Below are 13,042 nucleotides of genomic sequence, written 5' to 3' on the forward strand. Positions count from 1 at the left end.
CCTAGAGGCCCTAGGATCGGTGGGGAGGGTGCATGGCGAGGGCAGGGCTGACGGCTGAGCGGGTGACGGTCGCGGGCGCCGAGCTGGCGGACGAGGTCGGGCTCGACCAGGTGACCATGTCGCAGGTGGCGCGGCGGCTGGGTGTGAAGGATGCGAGCCTCTACTCGCATGTCCGAGGCCTCGAGGATCTGCGCGGCCGGATTGCCCTGCTGGCGGCGGACGAGAAGACCATCCGTATCGCGGAGGCGACCGCCGGACGGGCAGGCAAGGAAGCGCTGGTCGCGTTCGCCGACGCATGGCGGGACTACGCCCACACGCATCCGGGCCGCTACACGGCGACGCAGACTCCGATCCGGATCGACCCCGAACTGGCCGCGAAGGCGCCCGGACCACGGCGCGCGGTCGAGCTCACCTACGGCATGCTGCGCGGCTACGGACTGACCGAGCCCGACCTGACCGACGCGGTCCGGTTGCTGCGCAGCACGTTCCACGGCTTCGTCGCCTTGGAGGCCGCGGGCGGGTTCGCGCACGAGCGTTCGCCGCAGCAGTCCTGGGTCCGCACCCTCGACGCCCTCCACACCCTCCTGGAGCACTGGCCCCCGGCCCGAGAAGGAGATTCCGCATGACCACCCCGACCGTCGCCACCCTGCGCGTGAACGGCGCGACCCTGCGCTACGAAGTGCGCGGCCAGGGCCCGCTCCTGCTGCTGATCCCCGGAGGGACGGGCGGCGCGGCCTCCTTCGACGCGATCGCCGACGACATGGCCGCCGAATACACCGTCGCGACGTACGACCCGCGCGGCATGTCAGGAAGCACGCTGGACGACCCCGAAGCCGAGCAGAGCGTGGCCGAACACGCCGACGACGCCTTCCGGATACTGGAACAGCTGACGCCCGATGAGCCCGCGCGCGTCTTCGGCTCCAGCTCGGGCGCGATCACCGCCCTGCACCTGCTCACCGCCCATCCCGAACGCGTCCAACGCCTCATCGCGCACGAGCCGCCCGTCGTGGAGGTCCTGCCGGACGCCCCCGAACATCGCGTGCTCATCGCGCGCGTACAGGCGACGTTCCACGCAGAAGGGCTCATGCCGGCGATGGCTGTGCTCGCCGCGGGTCTGAGGAAGGCCGGCGACACGACCGAGCCGAAGGTCGAGACCACGCTTCCGCCGCAGGCAGCGAAGCGAGTTGAGCAGACGATGGCCAACCTGCCCTACTTCGTTGGGCGCATCGTGCCAAGCTTCATGTCCTACGTCCCGGAGATCCACCGGCTGGAGGCACTGTCGGACCGGCTCGTGCTCGCCTGCGGCCAGGATTCACGCGGTGAGCTGCTCTATCGACCGGCCGCCTTCCTGGCCGAGCATCTCGCCATGGAACTCCGGCACTTCCCCGGCGGGCACACCGGCCTGACCACACACCCCGCCGAGTTCGGCGAACTCCTTCGGAAGGCCTTCCGAGCCTAGATCCGGATCACCCGGGGCGGCGCCCCACCCGAGATGGCCACTGAACGACACAGCGGCAACTGGCCGTGGCTCTCGTCCCGGCGGTGTTCCCGAGAGCCTTGACCGCGGCCGCCCGCCAGTACTGCAGAAGGGTGTTGCGCCGGCCGTGCACCGCGCCCCGCCGGCTCCGCCTCGCGGAGCGCCTTGCGGGGCGCGGGGGGCGTGCTTCAGAGACTTCGGGCGGCGATGTCGCCGTAGGCGGTGGTGGCGCGGATGCTCAGGCCGGGAGTGCCGTCGTTCTTCAAGGAGTTGGCGACGCGGCCGTAGGCGGTGCCGGCGTCGAGGACGGCGGAGACACCGGCCGCGGCGCCGACCGTGATGTCTCCCTTCTGGGTGGTCAGGGCGAGCGTGCCGCCGGCGGCCTCGGCGATGCGGATGTCGCCGCGGGCGGTGGTGATCTCGGCGGAGCCGGTGAGGCGGCCGACCTCGATGTCGCCGTCGGCCGCGGTGAGGGTCAGGCTCGCGGCCTCGTCGATCTTGATCTGGTGGTAGGCGCCCTGGAAGGCGACGTCGCCGAGGCGTCCGACGGTGCTGAGTTCGGTGGCGGCGGCCTCGGCCTCGACGCGGGAGCCGACGGGCAGCTGGACCGTCACCTCTATGGAGCCGGTGTTCCCGAAGGCGCTGCCGTTCTTCGGCTTGGGGACCTCGATGCGCAGGACGCCGTCGGCGTAGGTGACCTCGGTCTGCTCGGCCGTCTTCACGTCGCGGCTCTTGGAGGCATCGGCGGGCACGATCTCGACGGTGGTGTCGGTGCGCTCGGCGGCGACGATACGGATGCGGCCGGCGGGGACGGCGAGGAGGGTGACGATCGCGGCGGGGGTGTCGAAGTTCTGCACGGTACTGCTCCTTCTTCCGTAGCGGGCGCTTGTTCGCCGCGCTGTTTCCGATAGAGGAAAAGCTACGTTGCGTTCGGTCGTCTGGCAATCGCCAGCCCTGGGGAAGTCGCCATATTTGCAGGTCAGTTGCGGGATTTCATTGCAATGGCCTGAACTCTAATGCAACAGCACGCTCTCCTTGTGTTGCAATGGACTGTGAGTGAACGCGACGGTCCTCCGTGGCCTGTCCCGGTGGGTCCGTCGCTCGGCGGCTGCGCCGGCGCGGTCTCCGTCCCTGCGTGCGGGCGGGTGTGCGCCCCGCACGCGGGTGTGACTGCCTGTCGTCCGCAAAGGGGCTGGTGGCAGACTGGCCCGCGATCTGCCGAAGGAGCACCCCGTGTCGATGATTCACCGCCTGCGCAGCGCCGTCCGCCGCACGTACCGGCGTGCCGTGGACCTCAGTCACCCGGCGCGCTCGCCGCTCGGCAGCACGGTGGTCAACTGCGTCGTCTACCGCGACGGAGTGCGGCAGGACGGGGGCCGGTCGGTCGAGGAGGCCGTGCGGCGCGTGCGCAAGTCGGGTGACGGGTTCGTGTGGATCGGTCTGCACGAACCGGAGGAGAAGGAGTTCGCGGGGCTGGCCGAGCTGTTCGGGCTGCACCCGCTCGCGGTGGAGGACGCCGTCCACGCCCATCAGAGGCCGAAGCTGGAGCAGTACGACGACGTGCTGTTCGCCGTCTTCAAGACGGTGTGCTACGTGGAGCACGAGGAGCTCACCGCGTCGAGCGAGGTGGTGGACACGGGCGAGCTGATGGCCTTCACCGGGCCCGACTTCGTGATCACGATCCGCCACGGAGGGCATGGTTCGCTCGGCCCGCTCCGCGAGGCCCTGGAATCGGAGCCGGAGCAGCTGGCCAAGGGGCCCTCCGCGGTGCTGCACGCGATCGCGGACCACGTCGTCGACGACTACCTCGCCGTGGCCGAGGCCGTACAGGACGATCTGGACGCCATCGAGACCGCGGTCTTCTCCGAGCAGGGCCACCGGAGTGACGTAGGCCGGATCTATCAGCTCAAGCGAGAGCTCCTCGAACTCAAGCGGGCCGTGGCGCCGCTGGGCCGTCCGCTCCAGCGCCTCGCGACCGAGCCGCTGCCGATGGTCGCGGCGGAGATACGCGCGTACTTCCGTGACGTGACCGACCACCTGGCGCGGGTCAACGAGCAGGTCGCCTCGTACGACACGCTCCTCGACTCGATCCTCCAGGCCCACCTCGCGCAGGTGACCGTCGCGCAGAACGAGGACATGCGCAAGATCACCGCCTGGGCCGCCATCATCGCGGTCCCGACCATGGTCTGCGGCGTCTACGGCATGAACTTCGACACCATGCCCGAGCTGCGCTGGACCTACGGCTACCCCATGGTCCTCGGCGTCATGGTCGTCGCCTGCTTCGTCATCCATCGGGGCTTCCGCCGCAACGGCTGGCTCTGACCCCTCCCGGCGCAAGGTGCGGGACGGTGCGGATCCCGCCTTGTCCGGGCTCAAGGCGCGGGACGGTGTGGAGCCCGCCTTCCGTGCAGGCTTCGGCGCGCCCTCACTACTCGGTGATACCGTGTAGTGGTACTCGGTGCTACGCAGTACCGCTGGGGGCCGAGGAGGGCTCGGGATGGATGACCTGACGGAGATGCTGAAGGGCACGCTCGAAGGGTGCGTGCTCGAAATCATCGGCAGCGAGGAAACCTACGGGTACGCCATCACCCGTCGGCTGAACGAACTCGGCTTCGCCGACGTGGTCGAGGGGACGGTGTACACCATCCTGCTGCGACTGGAGAGGAACGGGCTCGTCCAGGTGACGAAGCGGCCGTCCGGCGTCGGTCCGCCGCGCAAGTTCTACGCACTCAACGACGCCGGGCGCGAGGAACTCGCGAAGTTCTGGGCGAAGTGGCAGTACGTCTCATCACGCATCGACAGGCTCAAGGAGGGCGGGAGATGAACTTCTGGGAGACCATCACCGGCAGCGACCTCAGCAGGGAATGGAAGGCGTTCGAAGTCCGGGCCGAAGCCCTGCCGGACGACCACCGCGCCGCGTGGGAACAGATCAAGTGCCACCTCTTCCCCCACGGAGACCTCACCGGCCGCAACCTGATGCCGATCCTCGACGGCGCCCTGGGGCTGCTCGAAGTGACGGCGGCGGAGGGGCGGGGCGTCCACGAGGTCCTCGGCGACGACATCCGGGGCTTCTGCACGGCGCTGGCCGGTGGAGAAGGCGCTCGCACCTATCGCGACCGGTGGCGCGAGCAGTTGAACAGGAACGTCGCAAGGAAACTGAGCCGGCTGGGAGGCTGACATGGGCATCCAGGACATCATCGAGGGCAAGAAGCAGTGGCGGGCGCACAGGGCTCGGGTCGACGCACTCCCGCCGGACTATCGGATCGTCTACAAGGAGATGGAGAAGTACTTCTTCAAGGTCGGACCGGTCGACCTGCCCGACGGCCCCCTGCTCCCCGGGATCGTCGACTTCTTCGAGGAGGGCGCCGCCTCGGGCAGGGGTGTCCTGGACCTCATCGGCAACGACGTCGCCGCGTTCTGCGACGACCTGGTCAAGGACGTGCGCACCCACGCGGACGTCCACCAGGAGTCCATCGGCGGGGAAGCCGGCACGGCCGGGAAGTAGGGACCCGGGAAGTACCCGCCCGGCGCGGAGCGCGCCGGACGGGCAGGGGGGACAGGACCGGCGAGAGCCGGAGGCGGGGCCGCTCAGGGGGCGAGCGGGGCGGCGATCTGCCAGCTGGATGCCTGACGGGCGTCGTCGGTGGTGTAGTGCTGCGCCACGTACAGTTCGCCGGCGATGTGGCGCAGAGAGCGCTCCTCGGGCCCGACGGCCCACTTGAAGGACGTACCGGAGCCGCTCTGGCCCTTGGTCGCGCACCAGGTCGCGCTCTGCCGGAAGGCCCCGCTGCGGTCGTCCGGTGCGATCCGCACGCGCAGCGACGGCTTGTCGGCCTTCAGGTAGTGGCCCGGCCTGCTGACCGACTCGAAGGAGTAGCAGCCGGGCAGACCGGCGAGGGAGGGCACGACGACCCAGGTGGCGTCCTCGCGGTCGGCCTGCCCGCTCCTGGCGTCCACGGGGCCGAGGAACCCCTCGCCGCCGTCCGGGCCGGACTGGCGGGCGAACCAGCCCGTCAGCTTGTTGTCCGCCGACCGGAGGGACTGGCGCTTGAGCCGGTACTGCGTGTCCTCCTTGAGGAAGTCGGCCACGGCGGCGTCGTCGGTGCCGGCGAGCACCTTCCTCGCGGCGGCCACCAGGTGGGGGTTCACGCCGCTGTTCTCCGCGGCGGCCTGGATCTGCAGGGCGAGCGTGCGATTGGCCGCCGCGAGCTTCTTGCGGCGGTTCTCGTCGTCCTGCTTGTACGCGGCCTCGGTGCCGGTGTGGATGAACGTCTTCCAGTCCACGGGGTTCGAGCTCAGCGCCGCGCGCTGGGCGGCGGCGAGCAGCTCGGAGCCCTTGAGATCGGCCGGGGCCACACGCAGGAGTTCGCGGATGAAGTTGTCGTCGCTCAGCGTGAGCATGGCCGGGGACGGCGTGATGCGGAACAGGGCGGCGGTGTTGGTGCGCGCGGCGAGTTCCCTGCGGCGCTCGGCCTCCTTGCGGTTCTGCTCCTCCAGCTCCTCCAACTCCTTGGCCACGTCACGCTTGTGCGCCTCACGGGCGCCGTTGACGATGAACTCCCGCCAGTCCGCCGCCTCGCCGACCAGCGCCTTCAGCGCAGCGGCCCGCACCTCGGGACCGGACGCCGGGTGCCTCGCGACCGCGCGGACGAAGTTGTCGTCCGTCAGCGCGAGCAGCTCAGGCGTGCTGGGTATGCCGATGGCCAGCAGCACCTGCGACCTGGCGAACCGTGCGACGCGCTCTGCCTCGGCCTTCTCCCGCTCGCGCTGCTGGTCGAGCCGGTACGCCTCGTGGACGCCCGTGACGATGAACCGCACGTGGCCCTCGGCCGCCGTGCCGGCCATGGCCCGCTCCGCCGCCGTCCGTACCGCGTCGAGCCTCTCGCCCGCGTCGCGGGCCTTCTGCCACAGCGCGTGCACGAAGTCGTAGTCGCTGAGCAGGAGCACGTCCGGCGTCGGATCCAGTCGGACCACGGCCGCGGCCTCCACCCGCTGCGTGTCGGTCGTGCCGATGCCGGCCGCGCGGGCCGCCATGTCCGGCGTCCCGGCGGACGTGTCGGCCATGGCGGTGCCCGGCACCACCGTGCCGGTCACCGCCGCCAGCGCGGTCGCGGTGACCAGTCCGCGGGAAACGGTCCGCCGCATCCACGCGGACGTCATGTGCTTGGTGTTCATGCTGATGTCGAAACCCCTTCGTCGCCGTGGACCGACGACACAGTGCGTGCGGGAGCGATGGGCAGAGAGCGGGCGGCGATCACCAGCTGATCAAGGCGAGGCGCCACTCCTGGCTGGGCATGTCGTCGAAGCAGTCGGCGACGAACGCCGTCGGTTCCTCTCCTGCGGGAGTACCTCCCATGGACAGGCACTCGTTCGGGGCGTCGACCGGACGCAGCTGCAGCCGGTTCTTCTCGTCGCTGCCCTCCAGGAACTGCATCGTCCAGCGCTGGGCGGTGGAACCGTTGCACCAGTCCTGCACGACATCGACCGTCCCGGAGGGGCGGTAGGCGAGGCATCGCCCGCTGTGGGCGGCGACCAGTTCCCAGCCCGACGCGTTCCCGGGCTTCAGCTTGAAGACCTGGTGGAGCGCGGTGCTGTCGCAGGTGCCCTCGATGGCGTGGGCCCCGTTGCGCAGGCTGCCGTTGGCGATGGCGAGGCACCTGCCGCCGTACTTCACCTGGAGCTGCGCTTCCATGCCGTCGGCGGTGGCAGTGGTGGTGGCGCCGGCGGGTGCGGGTGCGGCCGGGACCGCGTGAGCGGTGCCCGCGCCGACCATGAGGGCGGTCACACCGGCACCGACGGCCAGGGCGGAGCGGAGTCTGTGGAACTTCATGGGATCCGTTCTCTTCTTGCTGGGTTGTCCGACGCGGACGTGTCGCGTCGCATCGGGACGCGATGACGCAGGAGTCGGCCGCACGACGTCACGCCGGCACAAGTACCCGTACCGGCACAAGTACCCTTACCGGCACCGGTACTTGTACCGGTGTGACGTCGTGCGGCAGGAGTAAGGGCAGGCGCAGGGCGCGGGTACGAGCAGTCCCCACGCCCTCGCGCGGCGGCATGCCGCAGCGCGCCTACACCCCGAAGGGGCAGGCCGGGCTCGGGCTCTCAGCCGGTGAAGAGGTTCGCGCGCAGGGCGCTGCCGCTCGGCCGCCCCCGGGGCGGCACGACAACGCGACTGGCCCTCGTGCGGCCTGCGTACACAGACTCACGGTTCATGGTTCCCCCCGGACTACGAACGTGCTCGGGGGTACGCCATGTCCCGACGAAGCGCGGTCGACACTCCGTCGATCTCCTGCGGCGCCTGCCCCCGTCAAATGATCACTGGAACCGTAACCGGCATGGACCAAAGGACGCAAAGGGCTACTTTTCGCCACTCTCGCAGAGGTGTCCGAATTTCAATCGTGCCGCGCACGTCGCCGAGCTGTCACCCGGAAGCGACGTGCCGCATCAGGTCGGCCGCGACGCTCAGGGCGATCGTGGCGGGTTCCTTGCCGGTGATCTCGGCGATGCCGATCGGGGTCTTGATCCGGTCGATGGCGGCGGCGTCATGGCCGCCCTCGGTGGCCAGGCGCCGCCGGAACCGCGTCCATTTGGCGGCCGAGCCGATCAGTCCGATCGAACCGAGACCGCTGGTGCGCAACGCGGCGTCGCACAGTGCGGCGTCCTCGGCGTGATCATGGGTCATGATCAGGACATGGGTGCCGGCCGGCAACTCCGCGAGCACCTCCTCGGGCAGCAGCGGTGTGTGGTGCACATGGATCTGCGCCACCGCGTCCGCGAGCACGCCGAGCCGACCGTCGGTGAGCATGTCGGCGCGGCTGTCGGTCAGATGCAGGTCGAGGTCGTGGCGGGCCAGGATGCGTGCCAGCTCAAGGCCGACGTGCCCGACACCGAAGACCGCCACGGCCTGAACCACGGGCAGCGGTTCGAGCAGTACGGTGACGGCCCCGCCGCAGCACTGCACGCCGTGCGGGCCAGTGACCTTGTCGTTGAGGGCGAACTCCATCAACTCCGGTTCCGGGTCGGGCGTGCCGATCAGCTCGCGTGCCCGGTCGATCGCGACGGCCTCGATGTTGCCGCCGCCGATCGAACCCCAGGCCTCCGTCCGCCCCACGACGAGCTTGGCGCCGGCCCGGCGCGGCGCGTGGCCGCGCACGGCCGCGACGGTCGCGAGCACGCCGGGTTCCCGGCGTGCCCGCAGCCGCGCGACCGCGGTGACCCAGGTCATGTCAGGCATGGCTCGCGGAGCCCGCGTCGACGCGGAGGCTTTCGCCGTCGCGAGCCTGGTCTGCCTCGCGCGCGGCGCCGCTGCCGCGGGCCGCTTCGATCGCCCAGTACACCGCCTCCGGTGTGGCGGGCGAGGCGAGTTCCACGCTGACTCCGGCCGGCCCGAACGCCGCGGCGGCCTGCCGCAACGCCTCGCGCACCGAGAAGGCCAGCATCAGCGGAGGCTCGCCCACGGCCTTGGAGCCGTAGACCGCGCCCTCCTCTGTGGCGTTCTCCAGCAGCCTGACGTGGAACTCCTCGGGCATCTCGGAGAAGCTCGGCAGCTTGTACGTACTGGCCGCCCGCGTCAGCAACCGGCCGCGGTGCGGCCCGTCACCGCTGTCCCAGCGCAGGTCCTCTAGGGTCAGCCACCCCGCGCCCTGGACGAAGCCTCCTTCGACCTGACCGATGTCGATCAAAGGGGAGAGGCTGTCGCCGACGTCGTGCACGATGTCCACCCGCCGGATGCGGTACGCGCCGGTGAAGCCGTCCACCTCCACCTCGGCGGCCGCGGCGCCGTAGGAGAAGTACTTGAACGGTGAGCCCTGGAACGCCTTGGCGTCCCAGTGCAGGCCTTCGGTCCGGTAGAAGCCGGCCGCCGACAACTGCACCCGCTGGAAGTAGGCGGTGCGCACCAGGTCGTCCCAGGCCAGTTCCCCGTCGTGGCCGAGGGCGCGCGCGACGCCCTCGACGATCCGCACGTCCGAGGCGTTCACACCCAGCTGGGTGCCGGCCACCTGCGCCAGCCGTCCGCGCAACTGCTCGCAGGCGTTCTTCACGGCAGCGCCGTTGAGGTCCGCTCCGGCACTGGCGGCCGTGGCGGAGGTGTTCGGCACCTTGTCGGTACGCGTCGGGGCCAGCCTCACCTTGTGCAGCGGGATGCCCAGCGTGGTCGCGGCCACCTGCAGCATCTTGGTGTGCAGGCCCTGCCCCATCTCGGTGCCGCCGTGGTTGATCAGGACCGAGCCGTCCTTGTAGATCAGCACCAGCGCGCCGCCCTGGTTGAAGGCGGTGAGGTTGAACGAGATGCCGAACTTGATCCCGGTGAGGGCGAGTCCCCGCTTGGTGTGCGGGTGCGCGGCGTTGAAGGCCGCGATCTCGCGCGTGCGAGCGGTGAGGGCGGCGTCGTCCCGCACCTGCCGCCAGACGGTCGAGATCCGTTCGGCGTGCGTCACCGGCTGCCCGTACGGCGTCGTCTGGCCCTGGCCCGGCCGGTAGAAGTTGCGCTCGCGCAGCTCCATCGGATCCAGACCGAGCAGCGGCGCGCACCGGCCCATGATGTCCTCGATCACCAGCATGCCCTGCGGTCCGCCGAAACCGCGGAACGCGGTGTTGGAGACCTTGTTGGTCCTGGCGATGCGGCCGGCGACGCGGGCGTGGGGAATCCAGTAGGTGTTGTCGATGTGGCACAGCGCGCGGGCGACCACCGGTTCGGACAGGTCCAGGCTCCAGCCGCCGTCGGCGGTCAGGGTGGCGTCCAGGGCCTGGATGCGGCCGTCGCTGTCGAAGCCGATCCTCCACTCGGCGTGGAACCCGTGGCGCTTGCCGGACATGGTCAGGTCCTGGGTTCGGTTGAGCCGTACGCGGACCGGCCGGCCGGTCAGCCTGGCGCCGAGCGCGGCGACGGCCGCGAAGCCGTGCGGCTGCATCTCCTTGCCGCCGAAGCCGCCACCCATCCGCAGGCACTGCACGGTCACCTCGTGACTGTGCAGGCCGAGCACGTGAGCGACGATCTCCTGCGTCTCCGAAGGGTGCTGGGTACTGCTCTGGACGAACATCTGCCCGTTCTCGTCGACGAGGGCCAGCGCCGTGTGCGTCTCGAGATAGAAGTGTTCCTGGTCGGAGAACTGGAACTCGCCCGTGAACACGTGCGCGGAGTCGGCGAACCCGGCGTCGACGTCGCCGGTCCGCATCACGGGCCGGGCGCCGTGGAAGCTGCCCGCCGCGATCGCCTCCCGCAGTGTGATCAGGGAGGGCCGCTCCTCGAGTTCCACCTCGACGGCCGCCGCACCGAGCCGCGCCGCCTCCAGGGTCTCGCCGAGCACCCAGGCGACCGCGTGGCCGTGGAACATGACCTCGTCGGGGAAGAGCGGCTCGTCGTGCTTCATCCCGGCGTCGTTGACGCCGGGCACGTCGGCGCCGGTCAGCACGCGGACCACACCGGGGACGGCGAGCGCGGGCCCGGTGTGCAGCGCGATGATCCTGCCGTGCGCTTTCATGGCCTGGACCGGGTAGGCGTGCAGCACATCCTTGGTGCGGTGGACCAGGTCGTCGGTGTACAGCGCGGTGCCCGTGACGTGCAGGTGGGCACTCTCGTGCGGCATGGAGACGCCGACGACGGGCTTCTCGGGACGCTCGGACAACTGACTCATGACGACACCGCCTCGGTGGTTCGCGCGTACAGCTTCAGCAGGCTCTGGCCGAGCATCGCGGCGCGGTATCCGGCGCTGGCACGGTGATCGTCCATGGGGGTGCCCTGGGCCCGCAGCACCCGGGCCGCGGCCTCGACGGTCTCGGTCGTCCAGGGCTCGCCCTCCAGGGCCGCCTCCGCGGCGAGGGCGCGGAGCGGGGTGGCGGCCACGCCGCCCAGGCCGATGCGCGCCTTGCGGACGATCCCGTCCTCGATGTCGAGTGCGAAGGCGACGGCCACGCTGGAGATGTCGTCGAAGCGGCGTTTGGCGATCTTGTGGAAGGCCGCGACCGGAGCCAGTGGCAGCGGGACGCGGACCGCGCGGATCAGCTCACCGGGGCGGCGCACGCTCTGCCGGTATCCCGTGAAGTAGTCGGAGAGGGGCACCTCGCGCTCGCCGTCGGCGTCGGCGAGCACCAGCGAGGCCTCGAGTGCGAGGAGTACCGGCGGGCTGTCCCCGATGGGGGAACCGGTTCCCAGATTGCCGCCGAGCGTCGCGCTGTTGCGGATGAGCCGGGACGCGAACTGCGGGAACAGCTCTGCCAGCAGGGGGACTTCGCCGTCGAGGCGGCGTTCGATCTCGGTGAGTGTCAGCCCCGCACCGATCTCGACGTGGTCGGATTCGACGCGCAGCTCCCGGAGTTCGGGCAGCCGGTCGACGGCTACCACACAGTTCGCTCGACGGGAGGCGATGTTGACCTCCACGCCCCAGTCCGTGGAACCGGCGACCACGACCGCGTCGGGCCGCTCACGCAGCACCCGCAGCGTCTCGGCCAGGGTGCCCCTGCGCAGGAACACGCTGTCGTCCCGGGAGTATTCGGTGGCCACCGGCTCGGGCGGGGACAGCTCGCGACGCCGCGCCAGAGGGTCCTCCTCGGAGGGCGTACCGACGGCGAACGCGGCATCGCGAATGGGGCGGTAGCCGGTACAGCGGCACAGGTTCCCGCTCAGCGCGTGCAGATCGAAACCGTTCGGACCGTGCTCGGGGTCGCCGCTCCCGGCCGGGTCCGCGTGTGCGCAGCGGCTCGGCCGGTAGTACTCGGCGGCCATGCTGCAGACGAATCCCGGTGTGCAGTAACCGCATTGGGAGCCGCCGCGGACGGCCATCTCCTCCTGCACCGGGTGCAGTGTGGCCGGCGCGCCGGCCACCCCTGCGGTGGCGAGCCCCTCGGAGGTGACGACCTCCTGACCGTCGAGCGAGGCGACCGGGACCAGACAGGCGTTGACCGCCACCCAGTCCGTGGGCTTGTCCGTCCCGGGCCGGGCCACGAGGACCGAACAGGCTCCGCACTCACCCTCGGCGCAGCCCTCCTTGGTGCCGGTGAGGCCGCGCTCGCGCAGAAAGTCCAGCACCGTGGTGTGGGGCGCGGCCGGTGAGATCGGTGCTTCTTCGCCGTTGACCGTGACGGTGGCCGCGGGCCGCGCCGCTACCACGGAACGTCCCCGTCCGGGTGCGTGGTTGTCGTGACTATCCAAGTCGCCATTTCAGGAGCTTTCTCTCTCGGTGGCGCGGCTCGATGACCAGGAGCGCGCCACACAGGGCACGCGACGGCGTGTCTCAGGCGGTGACGGACATGCGAAAGTGCCGGGGCCGCGATCGGGCACGCCGGAAGAGGGCTGTTCAGCAGCCGTGTGCTATGAGACCCGGAGCCCAGGCGGTCTGGTGGGGGAGGCGGGACGGTTCGGAGATGTTCGACATCCGACGTCGCCTCCTTCCCGTGACTCGCGGTGACTCGGTGCGCCCGAACCTACGGTGCCGAGGTTCGCCGGTCAACCCCTCGCATACGGCCCCGCCGAGGGTGTGGCGTGCCACGGCGCGCGGCCTGGCGAGGCGGCGCGGGGCATGGCGAGGCGGCCCGGGGACATGGCGAGGCGGCCCGGGCTTCGGG

The 13,042-nt window shown here is 70.6% G+C and carries 12 protein-coding genes; 6 read left to right on the forward strand and 6 right to left on the reverse strand.

Annotated elements, in window-relative coordinates; all coding sequences use genetic code 11:
* Positions 1 to 32 precede the first annotated feature (32 nt).
* Together ACFQ79_RS31875 and ACFQ79_RS31880 are read left to right on the forward strand one after the other, a co-directional pair.
* Positions 33 to 626 carry a TetR/AcrR family transcriptional regulator gene (locus ACFQ79_RS31875; protein ID WP_383589906.1) on the forward strand — a complete coding sequence of 198 codons (594 nt, stop codon included), beginning with the start codon at positions 33 to 35 and terminating at the stop codon, positions 624 to 626.
* Positions 623 to 1,459: an alpha/beta fold hydrolase gene (locus ACFQ79_RS31880; protein WP_383589908.1), complete on the forward strand. Its 837-nt coding sequence runs from the start codon at positions 623 to 625 to the stop codon at positions 1,457 to 1,459. The genes ACFQ79_RS31875 and ACFQ79_RS31880 overlap by 4 nt, the downstream gene beginning before the upstream one ends.
* 206 nt (positions 1,460 to 1,665) lie before the next feature.
* Here ACFQ79_RS31880 and ACFQ79_RS31885 read toward each other — a convergent pair whose 3' ends face one another.
* Positions 1,666 to 2,334 carry a DUF4097 family beta strand repeat-containing protein gene (locus tag ACFQ79_RS31885; RefSeq protein ID WP_383589910.1) on the reverse strand — a complete coding sequence of 223 codons (669 nt, stop codon included), beginning with the start codon at positions 2,332 to 2,334 and terminating at the stop codon, positions 1,666 to 1,668.
* 382 nt (positions 2,335 to 2,716) lie between these two features.
* On the opposite strand from ACFQ79_RS31885, the gene corA reads away from it, so the two are divergent.
* From corA to ACFQ79_RS31905, 4 genes are all read left to right on the forward strand, one after another.
* A complete protein-coding gene (gene corA, locus ACFQ79_RS31890; protein ID WP_383589930.1) occupies positions 2,717 to 3,799 on the forward strand; it encodes a magnesium/cobalt transporter CorA in 1,083 nt (360 codons plus the stop codon).
* 175 nt (positions 3,800 to 3,974) lie between these two features.
* The gene (locus ACFQ79_RS31895) at positions 3,975 to 4,301 is read left to right on the forward strand and encodes a PadR family transcriptional regulator (RefSeq protein ID WP_383589912.1); all 327 of its coding nucleotides are present in this window, start codon (positions 3,975 to 3,977) and stop codon (positions 4,299 to 4,301) included.
* Positions 4,298 to 4,654, forward strand: coding sequence for a DUF1048 domain-containing protein (locus ACFQ79_RS31900; protein WP_383589914.1), 357 nt, complete (start codon positions 4,298 to 4,300; stop codon positions 4,652 to 4,654). The genes ACFQ79_RS31895 and ACFQ79_RS31900 overlap by 4 nt, the downstream gene beginning before the upstream one ends.
* A 1-nt stretch (position 4,655) precedes the next feature.
* Complete coding sequence (locus ACFQ79_RS31905; RefSeq protein WP_383589916.1) at positions 4,656 to 4,982, forward strand: DUF1048 domain-containing protein; 327 nt, start codon at positions 4,656 to 4,658, stop codon at positions 4,980 to 4,982.
* Between the two features lie 83 nt (positions 4,983 to 5,065).
* Here the strand turns inward: ACFQ79_RS31905 and ACFQ79_RS31910 are convergent, their stop codons facing one another.
* The 5 genes from ACFQ79_RS31910 to ACFQ79_RS31930 all read right to left on the reverse strand — a co-directional run bounded on the left by ACFQ79_RS31910 (position 5,066) and on the right by ACFQ79_RS31930 (position 12,587).
* On the reverse strand, positions 5,066 to 6,652 hold the full coding sequence (locus ACFQ79_RS31910) for an AbfB domain-containing protein (RefSeq protein WP_383589918.1): 1,587 nt from the start codon (positions 6,650 to 6,652) through the stop codon (positions 5,066 to 5,068).
* A gap of 79 nt (positions 6,653 to 6,731) precedes the next feature.
* Complete coding sequence (locus tag ACFQ79_RS31915) at positions 6,732 to 7,307, reverse strand: RICIN domain-containing protein (RefSeq protein ID WP_383589920.1); 576 nt, start codon at positions 7,305 to 7,307, stop codon at positions 6,732 to 6,734.
* Between the two features lie 594 nt (positions 7,308 to 7,901).
* Positions 7,902 to 8,705 carry a xanthine dehydrogenase accessory protein XdhC gene (gene xdhC / locus ACFQ79_RS31920; protein ID WP_383589922.1) on the reverse strand — a complete coding sequence of 268 codons (804 nt, stop codon included), beginning with the start codon at positions 8,703 to 8,705 and terminating at the stop codon, positions 7,902 to 7,904.
* A gap of 1 nt (position 8,706) precedes the next feature.
* Positions 8,707 to 11,115, reverse strand: coding sequence for a xanthine dehydrogenase molybdopterin binding subunit (gene xdhB, locus ACFQ79_RS31925; RefSeq protein ID WP_383589924.1), 2,409 nt, complete (start codon positions 11,113 to 11,115; stop codon positions 8,707 to 8,709).
* A complete protein-coding gene (locus ACFQ79_RS31930; RefSeq protein ID WP_383589926.1) occupies positions 11,112 to 12,587 on the reverse strand; it encodes a xanthine dehydrogenase small subunit in 1,476 nt (491 codons plus the stop codon). Before ACFQ79_RS31930 ends, xdhB begins: the two co-directional genes overlap by 4 nt.
* Positions 12,588 to 13,042 lie beyond the last annotated feature (455 nt).

Origin of the sequence: Streptomyces sp. NPDC056480 (genome assembly GCF_042795405.1) — a bacterium.
GTDB lineage: Bacteria > Actinomycetota > Actinomycetes > Streptomycetales > Streptomycetaceae > Streptomyces.